Annotated in this window: 15 protein-coding genes and 1 other RNA gene; 3 read left to right on the top strand and 13 right to left on the bottom strand. The window is 70.3% G+C overall.

The features are described 5' to 3' along the window. Positions 1-102: 102 nt before the first annotated feature. The 10 genes from MOX01_RS05935 to ffs all read right to left on the bottom strand — a co-directional run bounded on the left by MOX01_RS05935 (position 103) and on the right by ffs (position 12,249). The gene (locus tag MOX01_RS05935; RefSeq protein WP_113681260.1) at positions 103-1,020 is read right to left on the bottom strand and encodes a DMT family transporter; all 918 of its coding nucleotides are present in this window, start codon (positions 1,018-1,020) and stop codon (positions 103-105) included. Continuing rightward, complete coding sequence (gene recR, locus MOX01_RS05930) at positions 1,017-1,610, bottom strand: recombination mediator RecR (protein WP_046747905.1); 594 nt, start codon at positions 1,608-1,610, stop codon at positions 1,017-1,019. The genes MOX01_RS05935 and recR overlap by 4 nt, the downstream gene beginning before the upstream one ends. After that, positions 1,610-3,955: a DNA polymerase III subunit gamma and tau gene (locus tag MOX01_RS05925; RefSeq protein WP_174799755.1), complete on the bottom strand. Its 2,346-nt coding sequence runs from the start codon at positions 3,953-3,955 to the stop codon at positions 1,610-1,612. Before MOX01_RS05925 ends, recR begins: the two co-directional genes overlap by 1 nt. A gap of 45 nt (positions 3,956-4,000) precedes the next feature. Then, entirely contained in the window at positions 4,001-6,508 is a 2,508-nt protein-coding gene (locus MOX01_RS05920; RefSeq protein WP_046747903.1) for a glycoside hydrolase family 65 protein, read from the bottom strand. Continuing rightward, positions 6,505-7,263 carry an HAD-IA family hydrolase gene (locus tag MOX01_RS05915; RefSeq protein ID WP_058632098.1) on the bottom strand — a complete coding sequence of 253 codons (759 nt, stop codon included), beginning with the start codon at positions 7,261-7,263 and terminating at the stop codon, positions 6,505-6,507. The genes MOX01_RS05920 and MOX01_RS05915 overlap by 4 nt, the downstream gene beginning before the upstream one ends. Before the next feature lie 100 nt (positions 7,264-7,363). Continuing rightward, on the bottom strand, positions 7,364-8,584 hold the full coding sequence (locus MOX01_RS05910) for an acetate/propionate family kinase (RefSeq protein WP_046747901.1): 1,221 nt from the start codon (positions 8,582-8,584) through the stop codon (positions 7,364-7,366). Further along, complete coding sequence (pta, locus tag MOX01_RS05905) at positions 8,581-10,725, bottom strand: phosphate acetyltransferase (RefSeq protein WP_141368875.1); 2,145 nt, start codon at positions 10,723-10,725, stop codon at positions 8,581-8,583. The genes MOX01_RS05910 and pta overlap by 4 nt, the downstream gene beginning before the upstream one ends. Before the next feature lie 64 nt (positions 10,726-10,789). Next, on the bottom strand, positions 10,790-11,482 hold the full coding sequence (locus MOX01_RS05900) for a hypothetical protein (protein ID WP_141368873.1): 693 nt from the start codon (positions 11,480-11,482) through the stop codon (positions 10,790-10,792). After that, on the bottom strand, positions 11,479-12,087 hold the full coding sequence (locus MOX01_RS05895; RefSeq protein WP_061016496.1) for a rhomboid family intramembrane serine protease: 609 nt from the start codon (positions 12,085-12,087) through the stop codon (positions 11,479-11,481). Before MOX01_RS05895 ends, MOX01_RS05900 begins: the two co-directional genes overlap by 4 nt. 65 nt (positions 12,088-12,152) lie before the next feature. Further along, positions 12,153-12,249: signal recognition particle sRNA small type (gene ffs, locus MOX01_RS05890), an RNA gene on the bottom strand. A 158-nt stretch (positions 12,250-12,407) separates the two neighbouring features. Here ffs and MOX01_RS05885 point away from each other — a divergent pair. The 3 genes from MOX01_RS05885 to MOX01_RS05875 are packed head-to-tail and all read left to right on the top strand — an operon-like array spanning position 12,408 to position 16,855. After that, complete coding sequence (locus MOX01_RS05885; protein WP_141368871.1) at positions 12,408-13,397, top strand: AAA family ATPase; 990 nt, start codon at positions 12,408-12,410, stop codon at positions 13,395-13,397. Positions 13,398-13,407: 10 nt separating this feature from the next. After that, the gene (locus MOX01_RS05880) at positions 13,408-14,598 is read left to right on the top strand and encodes a DUF58 domain-containing protein (RefSeq protein WP_141368869.1); all 1,191 of its coding nucleotides are present in this window, start codon (positions 13,408-13,410) and stop codon (positions 14,596-14,598) included. Further along, complete coding sequence (locus MOX01_RS05875) at positions 14,585-16,855, top strand: transglutaminase TgpA family protein (RefSeq protein ID WP_141368867.1); 2,271 nt, start codon at positions 14,585-14,587, stop codon at positions 16,853-16,855. Before MOX01_RS05880 ends, MOX01_RS05875 begins: the two co-directional genes overlap by 14 nt. 22 nt (positions 16,856-16,877) lie before the next feature. On the opposite strand, the gene trhO is transcribed toward MOX01_RS05875, so the two are convergent. Genes trhO through MOX01_RS05860 form a run of 3 tightly spaced genes read right to left on the bottom strand, consistent with a single transcriptional unit; the run spans position 16,878 to position 19,243 of the window. After that, the gene (trhO, locus tag MOX01_RS05870) at positions 16,878-17,768 is read right to left on the bottom strand and encodes an oxygen-dependent tRNA uridine(34) hydroxylase TrhO (RefSeq protein WP_058632105.1); all 891 of its coding nucleotides are present in this window, start codon (positions 17,766-17,768) and stop codon (positions 16,878-16,880) included. A gap of 51 nt (positions 17,769-17,819) precedes the next feature. Next, positions 17,820-18,554, bottom strand: coding sequence for a hypothetical protein (locus tag MOX01_RS05865; protein WP_141368865.1), 735 nt, complete (start codon positions 18,552-18,554; stop codon positions 17,820-17,822). Then, entirely contained in the window at positions 18,551-19,243 is a 693-nt protein-coding gene (locus MOX01_RS05860; protein WP_230977813.1) for an ABC transporter permease, read from the bottom strand. The genes MOX01_RS05865 and MOX01_RS05860 overlap by 4 nt, the downstream gene beginning before the upstream one ends. Positions 19,244-19,256 lie beyond the last annotated feature (13 nt).

The raw sequence follows: 19,256 nt of genomic DNA, 5'->3' as shown, positions 1-19,256 counted from the left end.
CACTCCCTGGGATGATGGGCGGATCCGCCCACGCTCATTCTACGATCGGCGCGCATGCCCCGCCGCGCATGTGACGCCTGCCGGGTGCGCGGCGAGCAGGCGTCAGAGCGAGGGCGGGAGCGCCTGGGGCGAGACCGGACGGAGGCGGCCGCCGGTGGCAGCGAACCAGCATCCGACGATGATCAGCGGGAAGCCGAGCAGCAGACCGGGAGTCAGGGGTTCGGCGAGGACGATGGCACCGAGGATGATCGCGACCACCGGATTCACGTAGGTGAACAGCGGGGCGCGCACCGGTCCGACCTCACGGATGAGCGCGAAGAACGCCAGGAACGCCACCGCCGTGCAGATCACTGCGAGTGCGAGAAGCGCGGCGATCGACGGCAGCGTGGGCACCTCGTGCTGGGTGAGCGCTCCGATCGGCAGATAGAAGATCCCGATCATCAGCAGGGACAGGGTGATGGTGCCGAGCGAGGGGACGTCGTTGAGCTTGCGCGCCACGATGAACGGCGCGATCGCGTACAGCACGGCGACCAGGAGCACCTCACCAGCGGCGAGAAGGCTGACCTCGCCGCCGAAGAGTCCAGGACCGGCGACCACGACCGCCACGCCGACGAAGCCGACCAGCAGTCCGATGCCGCGGGCGGGCCTCAGCACTCCGCGGTCACCGCCGCCCAGGGCGATCAGGGCGGCGAACAGCGGCACCGTCGCCACGAGCAGACCGGTCATGCCCGAGGGCAGCGTCATCTCGGCATGCCCGAGCAGCACGAAAGGCCCTGCCATCTCGACGGCACCGAAGGCGAGCACCCAGGGCCAGTGCTTAAGAGCGGCTCGCAGCGCTCCGCTGCGGATCGCGAAGGGCAGCAGCAGGAGAGCCGCGATGAGAGTGCGCCCCGCCACGATCGCCGGCGGGGAGAACGACTCGACCGCGACGCTGATGAACAGATACGGCACTCCCCACAGCAGCGCCATGGCACCGAAGAGGAGCCAGCCGCGCCGCGAGAAGCCCGCGTTCGGGCTCACAGGATGCGCCGGCCCTCGAAGGCACGACCGAGGGTGACCTCGTCGGCGTACTCGAGGTCTCCGCCGACGGGCAGCCCGGAAGCGAGGCGGGAGACCGTGATCTGCATCGTCGTGAGCAGACGGCTGAGGTAGCTCGCGGTCGCCTCCCCCTCGAGGTTCGGGTTGGTGGCGAGGATGACCTCCTGCACCGTGCCGTCGGCGAGGCGTGTCATCAGCTGGGCGATGCGCAGATCGTCCGGACCGATGCCGGCGATGGGGCTGATCGCTCCGCCGAGCACGTGGTAGAGCCCGCGGAACTCCCTGGTGCGCTCGATCGCCGCGACGTCTTTCGCGTCTTCGACCACGCAGATCAGCGCCTGACTGCGGCGCGGATCGCGGCAGATGGCGCAGCGCTCCTGCTCGGCGACGTTGCCGCAGACCTCGCAGAACCGCACGCGGGTACGGATCTCGCCGAGCAGCTCGGCGAGACGCGCGACATCGAACGTCGGCGTCTGCAGGATATGGAATGCGATGCGCTGGGCGGACTTGGGCCCGATACCGGGAAGCCGTCCGAACTCGTCGATCAACTCTTGGACGATGCCGTCATACATCAGGAGAACCTCGTCGGGGGCTCGTAGGGCTCTTCGCGCACGAACGTCGCGCCGAGCACCTGGCGGATCACGGCCTCACCGTAGCGCTGCACTCCCCCGGCGGAGGGCTGGCGCTCGACGACGACCGGCGGGGCGGCGGCGGCGACAGCGGTGCGCTGCGTCTGCGGCGCGGACCGCGCAGGAGACGCCTGCCGCGGGAGCGGCGACTCTGCGGGCGGCTCGTACGAAGGGTCGTACGGCGGCTCATCGTCGAAGGCCGGAGCCTCGTCATCGCCGGGCAGCGGGGGCTCGTCTCGGTCCACGGCACCGTCGGAGGGGGGCGCGGGAGCCGAAGCGGCAGCCTCGACCTCTTCGGGCTCGTCGTCGACGGCGAGGGGCGCCGTCGGAACCGGAGCCTGGTTCACCGGCCGCTCGGTCGCGGTCGGGATCGGCGCGACAGCCCATTCCGTCACCGCCGAGGCGGAGGCGCTGCGGGACTGCGGACGGGGGGAACCCGCTGACGCAGGCTCCGATGCGGGAGCGGCATCCGCCGGCGTCGACGCCCCTGACGGCGAGGGCTGACGCGGAGCACCTCCCGCCGGCATGGGCGCCGGCAGGTACTTCACGCGCACGCCGAGCTCGTTCTCGATCGCCGACCGCAGGTGATCGGAGGGACCGGAGCCGGGGGTCGTGCCCTTGAACTTCGCCACATCGTGCTGGCTGGTGAACCCGAGGGTCAACACCTCGGTCTCGGTGACGTAGGCAAGCGGCTGCACGGCCGTGGCCAGCAACCAGGACGTGCGGCTGATGCTCTCAAGACGCGTGAGCACCGCCGGCCACGCTGCACGGATCCGCTCGAAGGTGACCGGCCCCTGCGGTGCGGCGACCTCGGGGGCTGCTGCTTCGGGAGCGACGCCGGCGGTCTCGTCTGCGCCTCGCGCGCCTTCTCCCTGCTCGTCTGCGGGGCGCTGATCGGCAGGGGCGGACTCCGCCGCGGTGGGCGCCGGTGCCGCGGGCTCCGCTGCAGCGGCGGCGGGCGCCCCCGAAGGAGCGGCGGACGGAACCGATGCAGAAGCCGCCGGAGCTGGGGCTGCCGGGGGTGCAGACGGTGCTACCGCTGCCGGGGCCGGAGCTACCGGGGCCGGAGCTGCCGGGGCTGGGGCTGCCGCGGCCGGAGCAGCAGTCGGACGGGCCGAAGCCGTGGCCGCGCGCTCGCCTCCAGCCACGGGCGCCGACGCGGCGGTGTCGGTCGCTCCGGCGAGGACGCGCGCGACCATGAGCTCGAGGTGCAGCCGTGGCGAGGTGGCACCGGACATGTCGTCGAGGGCGGCGCTGACCACATCGGCCGTGCGCGAGAGCCTGGCGGAGCCGAATGCGTCGGCCTGAGCCCGCATGCGCTCCAGGTCGTCTTCCGCGACCCCGCGCAGGACGGCGGAGGCTCCGGGCCCGACCGCCGCGATCACGATGAGGTCGCGCAGACGCTCGAGCAGGTCGTCGACGAAGCGGCGAGGGTCCTGGCCGGTCTGCACCACACGGTCGATCGCGGGGAAGGCGGATGCGGCGTCGCCGGCCGCGAGCGCGTCGACGATCTCGTCGAGCAGCGCAGCGTGCGTGTATCCGAGCAGGGCGACAGCGCGCGCGTAGCCCACCGTGACCGTCTCGGACCCGGCCGGAGCGTCCGACCCGGCGATCAGCTGGTCGAGGAGCGAGAGGGTGTCACGCGGCGAACCGCCACCCGCGCGGACCACGAGCGGGAGCACACCCTGCTCGACGATCACGCCCTCCTCGGCGCACAGCTTGGCGACGTACTCGAGCATCGCGGCAGGCGGCACGAGTCGGAACGGATAGTGGTGGGTGCGCGAGCGGATGGTGCCGAGCACCTTCTCGGGCTCGGTGGTCGCGAAGATGAACTTGACGTGCTCCGGCGGCTCTTCGACGAGCTTCAGCAGCGCGTTGAACCCCTGGGGCGTCACCATGTGCGCCTCGTCGAGGATGAAGATCTTGTAGCGGTCGCGGCTCGGGGCGAAGGTGGCCCGCTCACGCAGGTCGCGCGCGTCGTCGACGCCGTTGTGGCTCGCGGCGTCGATCTCGACCACGTCGAGCGATCCACCGCCGGCGCGCGACAGCTCGACGCAGCTCGGGCACACTCCGCAGGGCACGTCGGTCGGCCCCTCGGCGCAGTTCAGGCACCGCGCCAGGATGCGCGCAGACGTCGTCTTCCCGCACCCGCGAGGACCGGAGAACAGGTAGGCGTGGCCGACCCGGTCGCCTCGCAGCGCCGTCATCAGCGGATCGGTCACCTGGGACTGCCCGATCATCTCGCCGAATGCTTCGGGGCGGTAGCGGCGGTAGAGGGCTGTGGTCACCACAACAGCCTACGGCGTGCCACCGACCTTCGGCGGGCCGAGCGGTCAGTCGATCGGTTCGATCACCGGGATCGCCGTGGTGATCACGGGAACGGACGCCGACATGCGCGTCCCGTCCTCGCGTCGGGCGTCGGCGAACTGCCGGAGGGTCGGCCGTCCGGGGATCAGCGGACCCTGATCGGCGAGCGGCACGACGACCTCATCCTCCACCGTCGCGATGTAGGCCGTGTCCCGCACGCTGAACGGCACGGGCGGCCCGTTGCGCACTTCCACGCGGAGCTCGTCCTTCGTCACCGTCACCCTCAAGGTCGACCCCTGCCACTGCAGCGGGAACGACAGCGACGGCCATCCGGCAGGGAGCCTCGGGTCGAAGCTGAGGTCGCCGGCATAGTCGCGCATACCGCCGAAACCGCACACCAGCGCTGTCCACACCCCGCCCGCCGACGCCACGTGCACGCCGTCAGCCGCGTTGTGGTGCAGGTCGTGCAGGTCGACGAACAGCGACTGCTCGAAGTACTTCTGCGCGAGGTCCTGGTACCCCACCTCGGCCGCCAGGATCGACTGCACGACGGCCGACAGCGTCGAGTCGCCGGTGGTCAGCGGGTCGTAGTAGTCGAAGTCGGCCTTCTTCTCCTCCGGCGTGAAGTGATTACCCTGCAGGAACAGCGCGAGCACGACATCCGCCTGCTTGAGCACCTGGAACCGGTAGATCACCAGAGGGTGGAAGTGCAGCAGGAGCGGACGCTGTTCGGCCGGGGTGTTGGCGAGGTCCCAGACCTCGCGCTCGAGGAACAGCGAGTCCTGCGGGTGGATGCCGAGCCCCTCGCTGTAGGGGATGTACATCGCCTCGGCCGCGCGGTCCCAGGCCTCGGCCTCTCCTGGTCCGAGTCCCGTGCGATCGACGAGCTTCACGTAGTCCTCGGGATAGCTCTCGCGGATCTCGCGCACGACCTTGGCCGCGTAGCGGAGGTTGTAGCGCGCCATGACGTTCGTGTACAGGTTGTCGTTGACGACCGTCGTGTACTCGTCAGGGCCGGTGACGCCATGGATGTGGAACGTGTCGATCCCGTCGCCCGCCCCGGTCTCCTCGACCAGACGCGAAGCACGCCAGAACCCGAGCGTCGCCCACAGCCGCGCGGTCTCGATCGCGATGTCCGCGCCCTCGCGGCGCAGGAACTCCTCGTCCCCGGTGGCACGCACGTACTTGCCGAGCGCGAAGCTGATGTCGGCGTTGATGTGGTACTGCGCGGTGCCGGCGGCGTAGTAGGCGGAGGCCTCCTCGCCGTTGATCGTGCGCCACGGGAACAGGGCTCCCGCCTCGTTGAGCTGGGCCGCCCTGCGCCGTGCGGCCGGCAGCATCCCCACCCGTGCGCGGAGGGCGTTGTAGGCCCACCGGGGCGACGTGTAGGTGAGGAAGGGGAGCACGTAGATCTCGGTGTCCCAGAAGTAGTGGCCGCTGTATCCCGAACCCGAGACGCCCTTGGCCGGCACTCCGGCGCCGTCGGCGCGCGCCGATGCCTGAGCGAGCTGGAAGAGGCACCAGCGGGTGGCCTGCTGCAGGTCGTCCCTTCCTCCGATCTGCACGTCGCTGCGGTCCCAGAACGCGTCCAGCCACTCCCTCTGACGACGGAACACCGTCTCGACGCCCTCGTCCGCAGCCCGATCGAGCGTGCGCCGGCACCGGTCGACCAGCTCCCTCGGGGGCACGCCACGCGACGTGTGGTAGCTGACGAGCTTGGTCACGGTGATCGGCACACCGGCCTTCGCCTGCACGCGGAAGACGTTCTTCGCGATGTCGGGCTCGACGAGCGTGCGGGCGTTGAACTCGTTCTCGGTCTCCACCACGTGGTCGGCGACCACCGCGACCGTCATCCCCGAATCGGCGACGCGGTAGGAGAGCGCAGAGCGCAGCCCGTCCTGCCAGTGCTCGGCGGGCTCCAGCACGCGATCGGCGATCTTCTCGGCCTTGCGGGGGTCGAACGCCGCGGCCTTGGTGCCGATCGGCGTACCGGCGTAGACACCTGCGCCGTCCTGCCTGTTCAGCAGCTGGCAGCTGATCGTGACCGGCGCATCCGCGTTCTCGACCACCACCTCGAGTCGCAGTACCGCGAGGTGGCGCTCCTCGAAGCTCACGATCCGCTCGTCACGCATCCGCACCCGCTTGCCCGACGGCGTCTCCCACACGACGAAGCGCTCGAGCACGCCGGTGCGCAGGTCGAGGGTGCGACGGTACTCGCGCACGTCGGCGTCGTCGAGCGAGATCGGCTCGTCGTCGACGTACACCCGCATGACCTTGGCATCCGGTGCGTTGACGATCGTCTGCCCGACCTCGGCGAAGCCGTAGGCCTGTTCGGCATGGCGGATCGGCCACGTCTCGTGCAGCCCGTTGATGAAGGTGCCGTGCTCCTGGGCGCCGCGACCCTCGATGTGGTTGCCGCGCAGACCCAGGTAGCCGTTGCCGACCGAGAACAGCGTCTCGCCGACGCCTTCCTCCGAGTAATGCGTGTCGATTAGACGCCACGGGTCGACGGGGAAGCGGTCGCGATCGATCATGCGGACTCCGGGGTCTCGGTGCGGGAGGCGGGAAGGAAGACGGCGAGGTCGTCGACGACGACGGTCGCACCGGCGGCCCGGAGGGCGTCTGCGCCCGTGCCCCGGTCGACGCCGACGACGGTCGCGAAACCGGCTGCGGCGGCGGAAGCGGCGCCGGACGTGGCGTCTTCGACGGCTACGGCGCGGGCCGGGTCGACGCCGAGGGCGGCGGCACCGGCGGCGAACATGTCGGCTGCGGGCTTGGAGGCCAGACCATCGCGCTCGGCGACGACGCCATCGACCACGATGCGGAAGAAGGAGCGGATGCCGGCGGCGCCGAGGACCTCTTCGGCGTTCTTGGAGCTCGAGACCACCCCGAGCGGGATGCCGGCCTCGTGCAGAGCCTCGACGAGGGCGAGCGAGCCGGGATACGCGGCGATGCCCTGACCGCGCAGCGATGCGGCGAACGCGGCGTTCTTGCGGTTGCCGATACCGCACACGGTCTCGGCTGAGGGGTCGTCGTCGACGTCGCCCCATGGCAGCTCGACGTTGCGACTGCGCATCAGGCTCGCCACGCCGTCGTAGCGCTTCTTGCCGTCGACGTAGTCGTAGTAATCGGCATCGTTGTACGGCGGAGTGATGCCCCATCGGGCGAAGACGTCGTCGAAGACGGCCTTCCACGCACGCATGTGCACCTCGGCCGTGGGGGTCAGCACGCCGTCGAGGTCGAACAGCACGCCGTCAGCGTGGAACAGGTCGGGCAGTGCTTCGGGCACAGAGCCTCCAGGAGAAGGGCGATCGTCGGGCCGGCACCTCTCCGTGCCACTGTGCAAGCGTAATGCGGTGACGCGCCACGGGGTAACCCCCGAGAGCGGATCAGAGCAGCTCGGCCGTCTGCCTGGCGATCTGCAGTTCCTCGTCGGTGGGCACCACCAGCACCGTGACGCGAGACGCATCCGTGGAGATGCGCCGGATGCCCCGCTCGCGCGCCTCGTTCCTCGCCCCGTCGATCTCCACACCGGCGAACCCGAGCGTCGCCATGGCCGCAGCGCGCACCGGGGCCGCGTTCTCGCCCACACCGGCCGTGAAGGCGATGACGTCCACTCCCCCGAGCTGTGCGATGTAGGCACCTGCGTACGCACGCAGGCGGTGCACGTAGACGTCGAAGGCGAGGATCGCCGCGTCGTCCTCGGCCTCGACACCGGCGAGGATGTCGCGCATGTCACTGCGCCCCGCGAGGCCGGCGAGCCCGCTGCGGGTGTTGAGCAGGGAATCGAGGTCGTCGATCGACAGGCCGGCGCGGCGCGACAGGTGCACGAGCGCCGCCGGGTCGATGTCTCCGGAGCGTGTGCCCATGACCAGGCCTTCGAGCGGCGTGAGGCCCATCGAGGTCTCCACCGACCTGCCGCCGTCGATCGCGGTCACCGACGCGCCGTTGCCGAGGTGGAACACCAGCTGACGGAGCTCGGAGATGTCGCGGCCGAGGAACGCGGCGGCCGACTCGCTCACGTACTGGTGGCTCGTGCCGTGGAAGCCGTAGCGTCGCACCCGATGCTCCGCGGCGAGCGCGGCGTCGATCGCATAGGTGTAGGCGGCGGGCGGGAGCGTCTGGTGGAAGGCGGTGTCGAACACCGCGACGTGCGGCACCTCGTCGAACACCGCCCGCGCGGCACGGATACCGGCGAGGTTCGCGGGGTTGTGCAGCGGCGCGAGCACCGCGAGCTCGTCGATCTGACGTTCCACGTCGGCGTCGATGAGGGTCGGGGCGTAGAAGCGCGCACCACCGTGGACGACGCGATGCCCGACCGCGACGGGGCGGTGGTCGTCGAGCGAGGGGCCGTGAGCGGCGAACTGCTCTCGCATCACCTCGAACGCCTCAGCGTGGTCGGCGATCGGCCGCTCGCTGCGGAAGGTGGCATCGAGCATCGTCGGCACGGCATCGCCGTCGACGACGGGGCGCACGGTGTGGGCGACCGGGCTGGCCTGCTGACCGATGCGCTCGATCAGTCCGCTCGCGAGCAGGTTCTCCTGCTCGATGTCGATCAGGCTGTACTTCAGTGACGAGGATCCGCTGTTGATGACCAGGATGGCGCTCATGCCGGGTCCTCCGTCTGCTCTGTCGTCCGCTCTGCTCCCTGCGCCTGGATGGCCGTGATCGCCACCGTGTTGACGATGTCGGCGACGAGCGCACCACGGGAGAGATCGTTTATGGGCTTGTTGAGGCCCTGCAGCACCGGTCCGATCGCGACGGCGCCGGCCGAGCGCTGCACGGCCTTGTACGTGTTGTTGCCGGTGTTGAGGTCGGGGAACACGAACACGGTCGCCCTGCCCGCCACGGCAGAGTCGGGGAGCTTGGCCTTGGCCACTGCCGCGTCCGCCGCCGCGTCGTACTGGATCGGGCCCTCGACGGGAAGCTCGGGGGCGCGCTCGCGCACGAGAGCCGTGGCCGCGCGCACCTTGTCGACATCGGCACCGGAGCCGGACTCCCCCGTCGAGTACGAGAGCATCGCCACCCGTGGATCGATGCCGAACTGCCGGGCGGTCGTCGCCGACGAGATCGCGATGTCGGCGAGCTGCTCGCTGGTGGGGTCGGGGATCACGGCGCAGTCGCCGTAGACGAGCACGCGGTCGGCGAGCGCCATCAGGAACACGCTGGAGACCACGTTCACACCCGGCTTCGTCTTGATGATCTCGAACGACGGGCGGATCGTGTGCGCCGTGGTGTGCGCGGCGCCGGACACCATGCCGTCGGCGAGTCCGAGATGCACCATCATGGTGCCGAAATACGACACGTCGGTCACGGTGTCGGCGGCCTGAGCGATGGTGATCCCCTTGTGCGCCCGCAGCCGTGCGTACTCCGCGGCGAAGCGCTCGACGAGGCCGGGGTCGTTGGGACTGAGCACCTGAGCCGCAGCGATGTCGATCCCCAGCTCGGCCGCCCGACCACGGATGGCCGCCTCGTCGCCGAGGATCGTCAGATCGGCCACCTCTCTCGCCAGCAGCGTCGCCGCGGCGCGGAGGATGCGGTCGTCGTCCCCCTCCGGCAGCACGATGCGACGGCGGTCCGCGCGGGCGCGCTCGATGAGTCCGTACTGGAACATCAGCGGCGTCACCACGTGCGCTTCCGCGAGCCCGAGCTGCTCCGTCAGTTGCGTGATGTCGACGTGGGCCTGGAAGAGGGCGAGCGCGCGGTCGTACCGTGTTCGCGAGTCGGCGGAGATGCGTCCTCGAGTGCTCATCACCCGGACTGCCGTGTCGTAGGTGCCCAGATCGGTGGTGATGATCGGCACCGACGACGCGAAGCCGTCGAGCAGCTGCACGATGGGCTCAGGCAGCGGGAACGGTCCGTTCAGGATGATGCCGGCGATGCGCGGGAAGGTGCCGGACGAATCGGCCAGCAGCGCGGCGAGCAGCACCTCGGTACGGTCGGCGGGGATCACCACCACGGCCTCTTCGGTGAGCCGCGGCAGCACATTGACCATCGACATGCCGGCGACGACGATCGTCAGCGCCTCTCGCGTCAGCCGGCCGTCATCGCCTTTGAGCAGGGTGCCGTCGACGGCGGCGAGGATGCCGCGGATCGAGGGCGCGACCAGTGCGCGGTCCTCAGGGATCGCCCACACGGGTGTGCTCTCGGCCGGCAGGGCTGCGTGCACGGCAGCGACGATGTCGTCGAGCGCTGCGGGATCGGCGCGGTTCACGGCGACGGCGAACAGCTCCGCACGCTCCTCCGCGAGCTCGGACAGGGCGAGAGCGGCGATCTGCGCGATCGCCGCGGCCGGACGAGCCGTCGTCGTGCCCAGCTGCTCGGCCTGACGCTGTTGGTCGCGGCCGCTGAGCACGAGCAGCACCGGCGCACCGAGGTTCGCCGCGATCCTGGCGTTGAAGCCGAGCTCGGCGGGACTCGCCACATCGGTGTAGTCGCTGCCGACCACGACCACGGCGTCGCACTGCGCCTCGACGGCCTTGAATCGCGCCACGATCGTCGACAGCGCGGCCTCGGGGTCGGCGCGCACATCGTCGTAGGTGACGCCGATGCAGTCGTCGTAGTCGAGGTTCACCCCGTCGTGGGCGAGCAGGAGCTCCAGGATCTCGTCTCGTTCCGTGACCGACCGGGCGATGGGCCGGAACACGCCGACCCGCGGCGAGACGCGCATCAGGGCATCGAGAGCCCCGAGGGCGATCGTCGACTTGCCGGTATGGCCTTCGGCCGAGGTGATGTAGATGCTCTGCGCCACGGCTTCAGCTTAGGCGCGGCGTCGATGAACGCACCGAGCGTCGCACCGGATCAATTGTCTGGCGTCACTCGCACGGTCCGGACAGGGCGTCGACGACAGCCGTGGCGTCGGCCCCGAACCGGGAGTAGTAGTCGCGGTCGGTGTTGATCTGCACCCGATGGATCGCGTGCGACGGCTCCATCGTCTGCCAGTCGGGGAGCCGTCCGAGCCGCTCGAAGAACAGCGTCGCCGCCGTCGCGGGATCCATCCTCTGCTCGGCGCTGCCCCACCACTCCTGCTGCTGGAACAGTCCGATGCTGGTGGTGCGCGAACCGTCGGGGTTCGTGAATCCGCGCGTCTCCCAGTCGCCGTAGTCGATGTTGCGCAGGCTGCTCTCGCCCATCGCCGTCATCACACCGAGGATCTGCCCGTCCCGTCCGAAGCCGAGCGCCCCCGCCGTGCGGATGATCGTGGCGGCGTTCTCGAGCTGCTCGCCGCTCCAGCCCTCGATCCCCGCCGTGGGGAACGTCTGCGGATCGTCGATGCAGATCGGTGCGGGATCGCGCGCGAGACCGAGCGGGATCAGGACGAAGAGGCCGACGGCCACGATGAGCGCACCGGCGGAAAGCAGAAGGCGCTGCGCGATCTTCCGGCGCCGGAGGCGATTCGCCGCCTGGCGTCGAGCACCGGGCTTGCGCCGGCGCTTCGCGGTTCCTCGCCGCGTCGTCTTCCTCGCCGCCGGCTTGCGCTTCGCCCGCGACGCCGGTGCGGCACTCATACGGGCAGGGCTCCGCGCTCGGCTCTCGGGCGGCGACCGACGAAGGCGGCCACGCCGCCGCCGATGGCGCCGAACAGGTGCCCCTGCCAGGAGATGCCCTCGGCGACACCGAAGACGCCGGCGAACATCGATCCCCCGTACACCCCGATCACGACCACGGCGATCACGGCGTAAAGGATGCGGTGCGCGACGCGGCCGGGGGCGAACACCCGCATGACGACATAGCCGAAGTAGCCGAACACCAGCCCCGATGCGCCGACCGTGAGTGTGCCCGGCGCGTTGAACACCCAGGTGCCGATGCCGCCGACGAGCGCGACGACGGCCGTGACGGCCCAGAACCGGCGGGTGCCCTCCACGGCGACGAGGCACCCGAGCACCAGGAACGGCACCGAGTTCGCGATGAGATGCTGCCAGTTCGCGTGCAGGAGTGGCCCGAGCACGATGCCCCCGAGTCCGGAGGCGTCCCAGGAGCGCAACCCGAAGCCGGTGAAGGAGCCGGGGAGGATCGCGTCGGCGAACTGCACGACCCACATGGCGACGAGCAGCAGCACCGGTGAGGCGAATCGGCCGAGCGGGTGCTGCGCCTGAGGCGGGGTGACGGTCACCGGACGATTGTCGCAGGTGCAGCCAGGAGACGACTGAGCGTCGGACGGACCCGCCCGCCGGAAATGAAAGTGACCCTCCGCGCACCCAGCAGAGCCCGGTTACCCTTGCTGCGTTTCCGCCCTGGGGGAATTGGCCTGGATGCCGCCACGCGGAGAGCCGTCAACCATCCTAACCCGACCGGCGCCGCGTTTCGAACCGCGCTCCCCTGCGCGCCTATCCGGTGCACGCATCCTCAGGGGAACCTGCCAGAGCGGCGCATCGTGCGCAGGGTTACGATCGAGTGACGCGCACCGCAGCGCCGCGATGTGAGAGGGAACGCATGCCAGAGAACGCCCCCCTGATGCCGGTGACGATCGACGCCGAACGCTTCGCCGCGCAGACGTCGGCCATCCTCGGTTCGATCGGCCAGGTCATCGACGGGAAACCGGATGCGGTGCGCAGCGCTCTCGTATGCCTGCTCGCCGAAGGGCACCTGCTCATCGAGGACGTTCCCGGCGTGGGGAAGACGATGCTCGCCAGGGCTCTCGCCGCCAGCGTGGACGCGACGGTGCGACGCATCCAGTTCACCCCGGATCTGCTGCCGGGCGACGTCACGGGCGTCTCGGTCTACAACCCGGTCGACCTCGAGTTCGAGTTCAAGCGCGGTGCCGTGTTCGCGCACATCGTGATCGCCGACGAGATCAACCGCTCCTCCCCCAAGACGCAGTCCGCCCTGCTGGAGGCGATGGAGGAGGGCCAGGTCACGGTCGACGGCTCCACCCACCAGCTCCCCCAGCCGTTCCTGGTCGTCGCGACCCAGAACCCCCTGGAGATGGAGGGCACGTACGCCCTCCCCGAAGCGCAGCGCGATCGGTTCATGATGCGCATCTCGATGGGATACCCCGACGCCGCGGCCGAGGCCCTCATGCTGCGCCAGCGGGACGTGGTGAGCCCGCTCGCCGCCGTCTCGCCCGTCGCCGATGCGTCCTCGATCTCGCAGCTCATCGCATGGGCACGGTCCGTGCACGTCGCGCCGGCCCTCGAGGAGTACACGGTCGCCCTCGCGCAGGCGACGCGCAACGACCCGAACCTCCACCTCGGCGCCAGCCCCAGGGCCACGCTGCAGCTGGTCAGGGCGGCGAAGGTGTGGGCGGCGCTCGACGGCCGCGACTACGTGATCCCTGATGACATCACTGCCCTGCTCATCCCGGTCCTCGCGCACCGTCTGCTTCCGGCGCGCGGCGCACATCGCACGGGAGCCCAGCCCGTCGAGGCCGCTCTCACCCAGATCGTCGAGCGGGTGCGCGTACCCGTCGCGACCCGTTCCTGACACACCGATCATGCGACGACGACGAGCCCTCACCGGTCGCGGCGCCGGAGCGCTCGTCGCCGCGCTCTGCTGCATGATCGCCGCGAACCTGCTGGGCACCCGCATCCTGCTGTACCTCGGCATGCTGCTGGCGGCGGTCACGCTCTTCTCCCTCCTCGCCGTCAGGCTGCCCCGACGATCCGGCACCGTCACGCGGCAGATCTCCACCGATCTGCTGACGGTGTCCGAGACGTCCCGCGTGACCGTGCGCTTCTCGCTGCGCGCGATCCGCGTCCCCCGCGGGCTCTGGCACGATGTGCTCCCCGACGCGGTGTCGGGCGACTCCGGCGGCGAGTATCCTCCGGAGAACGGGCAGCTCAGCTACCTGATCACCGGTGTCAGAAGAGGCGTCTGGCCGTTGGGTCCGCTGATGCTGCGCACCGTCGACCCGTTCGGGCTGGCCCAGCGTGAGCAGGCGTTCGGCGAGACCCGGAGCGTCACCGTGGTGCCAGAGGTGTTCGCCCTCGCCCCGCTCGCCGTGCGGGTCGGGGCGGCCGGGGGGACAGCGCACACCTCATCGACCAGGCTCGGACAGGGCAGTGACAACCTCTCGCCGCGCGGCTACATCCCGGGGGATTCGATGCGGCGCATCCACTGGCGTGCCACGGCACACCGCGGTCAGCTCATGGTTCGCCAGGAAGAAGAGGAGTCCAGCCCCGACGCGGTGGTCGTGCTGGACCGGAGCGGGCGCCGCTGGGATACCCAGGGGAGCGACGTCGATCCTGCCTTCGAATCCGCCGTCTCGCTGTGCGCTTCCGCGGCCGTGCATCTGGCCTCCGAGGGGTACAGCGTCGACGTGATCGACAGCGCAGGCACGTTGCTCGGCGCCCTCCGCGGGCACGAGGACGACCGCGACAGCCTGCTCGCAGCGCTCGCGATGGTCACGCCTCGCGGGGAGAACCGCGACCTGATGGCACTCATCGGAGGCACGCCTCCCGGACCGCTCGTCTACATCACCGGGCGCCTCGATGAGGAGGACGCCACACTGCTGAGGTCGGCGGGCGCCGCAGCGCCGATGCTGTTCAGCACCGAGCTTCTTCCGGGGGCCACCGAAGCGGCGGCACGTCATGGGTGGACCGTCGCGCCCCTCGGCGAGGACATCTCGGCCGCGTGGGAGGATGCCGTCTCCGCACGGATCGGAGTCGGCGATGTTCCGCGCTGAGCACGCTCCGCCGAGCCCCGCCGCCGTCGAGCGCAGGCCGGCGTTCTGGCACCGCGACCACGACGATCCCCCCGGGGCCGTCGGTCCCGGGGCGCTCGCGGCGACGGCGGCACTCGTGGCCATGTGGCCGTTCACCTCGGTGATCGCACCCGGGGCGTGGTCGTTCACCGTGATCGCGGTCATCGTCGCCGTGGCCGGGTCGGGAATGCTCGCGCGGCACCTGCTGCGTCACCGGGCTGCCTGGGTGCAGGACCTCGCCACGCTCGCTGTGCAGATCGTGGTCGCCGTCGCCGTGGTGACGCTGCTCATCGCCGGCGATACGGCTCTCTTCGGCATCATCCCGACGTCGGAGACCGCGACGCTGTTCGGCGTGCTGGGCGCCTCCGCGGTCGAAGCGGTCGTGTTCGGGTCCGCTCCTCTGGACCCGTCCCCCGGCCTCGCGGCCGCGATGGGCGTCGGCTTCGCGGTGGTCGCCATCCTGCTCGACCACCTCGTGGCGCACCGGTCGGCCGTGCTGGCGGTGCTCCTGACCGGAGTCGTCGGCGCGGTGCCGATGATCGTCACGCTCGGCGACACCAACGTCGCCTGGTTCGTGCTGTTCGGCGTGATCGCACTGCTGCTGCTCCGCTACACGGCCAGGAAGCATCCCGAGTCCCCTCGCCGTTCGTCGACGTCTCTGGCCGTGGCGGTGGGGGCTGCCGCGCTTGCGACGACCGTGGCCATCGCCCCACTGCTTCCCGTCACCGCGAGCCTCGCCGGCAACGGAACCGGGGTGACCGTGGACGCCTCGCTGCGCCTCGGTGACGATCTGCGACAGCCGAACCCGGTCGAGGTGCTCACGGTGGCCGCCGAGGGCGAGACCGCGCCCTACCTGCGCCTGACCACCCTCTCCCGCTTCGACGGCCGCGTCTGGCAGCCCGACGACAGCGATCTGCAGGCGCAGGACGACGGGTTCGGGCCCCCGGAATGGGCGGAGGACATCGCGACGGAGGAACAGAACACCTCGATCAGGGTGCTGCGGATGTCGAGCTCCTGGCTTCCCGTGCCCTATCCCGCCACCGCCGTGCAGGGCCTCAGCGACGCGTGGAGGATCGCTCCGGACAACCGCACGCTCTACTCCCGGGGCGCGGACGCCGTCGGCAACGACTACACGGTCACCTCCACGCGGCTCATCCCCACCCTCGAACAGATCAGGGCGGTCGATGCCGCGTCGCCGGTGGTCGACCCCGACGCGGAGCCGGTCGAGCTGCCGGACATCATCAGCGAGCTCGCCGACGACGTGACCGCGGCCGCGAGCACCGACTACGACCGGCTCGTCGCGCTGCAGAACTGGTTCCGCTCGCAGTTCACCTATTCGCTCGAGACGCCGGTGGACGAGGGCTTCGACGGGACGGGAGCCGACGCCGTCGCGGAGTTCCTCGACGTCCGCTCCGGATACTGCGTGCATTTCGCCGGGGCGTTCGCTCTGATGGCGGAGAGCCTCGACATGCAGGTGCGCATCGTGGTGGGGTATCTCCCCGGCTCCCTCACCGACGAGAAGCGCGGCAGCGAGTCGGTGTTCTCCGTGACCAGCGACCGGCTGCACTCCTGGCCGGAGGTGCTGTTCCCCGGCATCGGATGGGTGCCCTTCGAGCCCACCGCCTCCCTGGGCGTGCCCACCGCGTTCCGTCCCGGAGCGACGCAGGGCGGCAGCGCCGGAACCCCGTCGACACCCGCTCCGACCACGGCGCCGCAGGCCGAGGAGACGTCCGGTCCGGAGATCGATCGCAACGACGCCGGAGGCGACTCGGCCAGCAGCGACGAGCTGCGTCGCCTCGACCCGACGCCGGTCGTCTTCACTGCGTTCGGCGTCGCCGTGGTGCTCCTGCTTCCTGCGATGATCCGCCTCGTGGAACGCCGCATGCGCCTGAGCAGAGCGCGCCGAGGGGACTCCGCGGCTGCATGGGCCGAGTTGCGGGATACGCTGATCGACCTGCAGATCCCCGTCTCGGACGCCGACACCCCCCGAGTGCGCGCAGCCGGCCTGGTGGCACAGCATCAGGTCCCTGCCGAGGCGATGCGGCAGCTCACGGACGCGGTCGAGCGCTCGAACTACGCCCGCGCCGACGAGAGGGCCGACGATCTCTCCGAGCCCCTGAAGGAGGTGCTGACCGGATTGCGTCGGAGCGCCGACCGCAGGACGAGGGTGCAGGCGGTGGTGCTGCCGCGTTCCCTGTACGCTCCGCGAGCCGCCGAGCCGGGGGTGACGACGGCCTGAGCAGTGCCGCGGTGCCGACCGCTCAGGCGGCGTGAGCGGTGCAGCGCACGGCGTCGCAGCCTTCGCAGACCACGAACTGCGATCGACACGACAGATCGGGGCAGTTCGCGGTGCGCTTGGTCGGCGCGCCGCACCCGACGCATTCCCCGATGACGGCTGCGTGGTCGGAGAAGTCGACGGACCCTCGACCATCGAACACGTAGAGCGATCCGTCCCAGAGCCCGTCGTCGCCGAACTTCTCGCCGTATCGGACGATGCCGCCTTCGAGCTGATACACCTCACCGAACCCGCGGGCCGTCATCAGGCTGGAAAGCACCTCGCAGCGGATGCCACCGGTGCAGTACGTGACGACGGGCTTGCCCTTCAAGTCGTCGTAGACGCCGGAGTCGAGGAGCTCGACGAAGTCCCTGGTGGTCTCGGTGTCGGGCACGACAGCCCCGCGGAAGCGCCCGATCTGCGCCTCGAGGGCGTTCCTCCCGTCGAAGAACACCACGTCGCCGCCGCGCTCTTCCACGAGGCCGTGCAGTTCCTCCGGGGTCAGCCGGGTGCCGCCGCCGACCACACCGTCCTCGTCGACGCGAAGCTCCCCCGGTGCGCCGAACGACACGATCTCGTCACGCACCTTGACGCTGAGCTTCGGGAAGTCGAGGCTGCGACCCTCGGCGTCCAGACCGGTCCCCTCGCTCCATTTGATGTCAGCACCGGCGAACGGGCGGTATGAGCGGAACGAACGCAGCCACTTCTTGAGCGCGGTGATGTCGCCGCCGAGCGTGCCGTTGATGCCGTCCTTCGAGATGAGCAGGCGTCCGCGCAGGCCGAGTGCCTCGCCGAGGTCACGCTGCCAGACGCGCACGGCATCCGGGTCGGCCAGAGGGGTGAACGCGTAGAAGAGGACGATCTTTGGTGTTGCCACCTAGGGATTTTACGTCGTCCGCCTGCGCCACCCGCATTCCCCGTGGCGCGGTCATCTCACGTCGCGGGAAAGGAAAGCGGCTCCTCCCGCGATCAGCGCGGCGAGCACCCATCCGGCGGAGACCAGGAGAGCGACAGGCCCGGTCAGCTCCTGATGCGGTGGGATCCCCACTGCGTCCATGTCGAACCGGAAGGCCTCGAGCAATGTGAGAAGCGGCAGATACGCGGCACCGGCGCTCCAGAACATCGCGACGATGACCGCCACCCCCATCGAGAGAGCCGAGACGAAGAGTGCCGCGAGGTGGGCTTGCACGATGAGTCCGATCCCCATCCCCCAGAGGGAGGCGAGCGCGCCGAGCACGAGGCTGGAGAGAAGCACCGACCACTCCACCGGGACTCCTCCCATGACGATCGTCAGCGCCGAGTGTCCGCCGAGCACGGCCGCGAGCGCGACGACGGCACCGCCCACCGCGCACGTGATCGTCCTGACCAGGAGCATCACCCACCGTCGCTGCATCGTCAGACGTTGCGCGACGACCCCGTCCCGACGGTCGATCGTGTACCGGAACGAGCCGTAGACGGCGGCGAGGATCCCCGCGTAGGTCGCGAGGACGGTGCTGAGCGGGGCTGCGAGCTCCGCGCGGGCGTCGACGGAGGCATTCGCGACCTCGGACGGGATGCTCGCCGCCAGCGTCAGCGACATCGCGAACGCCGCGACCGCGACCCCGAGGAGGACGACATCGCCCGCGAGGCTGCGCGTCTGAGCACGCAGCGCCCGACCGATCACGCAGCGCTCCGGCGCCCTCGCACCCAGGCGATCGCGAGCAGCCCGAACGTCCACGCGAGCCCGACGGCGACGGCAGGGGCGAGCTCCAGCAGCCTGCCCTGATACCCGGGCACACCGATGGCGGCGATGGCCAGGCCGGGCGAGAACTTCGCGACCTCCGGCGCCGTGCGCAGCAATGCGAACTCCAGCGCCATCGGGAACACGAGGACGATGATCGCCGTGGCGTAGTAGTTCTGGGTGATCCAGCCGATCGCGCCGCCGATGAGCGCACCGAGAATCGTGCCGACCAGAGCCCCCGCGTAGATGCGCCAGGCTTCCTGGGTGAGGGTCGGAGCCACACCGTCCTGAACGAGGAAGACGAAGACGCCCGCGGTCCACAGCGCGAAGACACCGAGCGACAGGGCGACGGCCACTGCCACGCCTGCCACGAGTTTTCCGCCGAAGGTTCGCGGGAACCCCACTGCCGTGAGCGTCCTGTCCATCGACGCGTAGTAGTACTCCCTGGTCACCGCGTAGGCGCTGACGAACGCGGCGGAGATCACCGACCACGCCAGCGGCTCGAGGAGACGAGAGGTCGCCACGCCGGCGGCGACACCCTCGAGGTCGAAGCGCGACCCGTCGGAGAAGAGCACGAACAGCGGCATGAGCACCGCGACGAGATAGACGGCGAGAACCGAGGGACCGCTCACGGACCGCAGCATC

The organism is Microbacterium oxydans (assembly GCF_006540085.1).
GTDB classification, from domain to species: Bacteria; Actinomycetota; Actinomycetes; order Actinomycetales; family Microbacteriaceae; genus Microbacterium; species Microbacterium oxydans.
The sequence above is the reverse complement of the archived record's forward strand: the minus strand, read 5'-3'. Positions and strand labels throughout refer to the sequence as shown.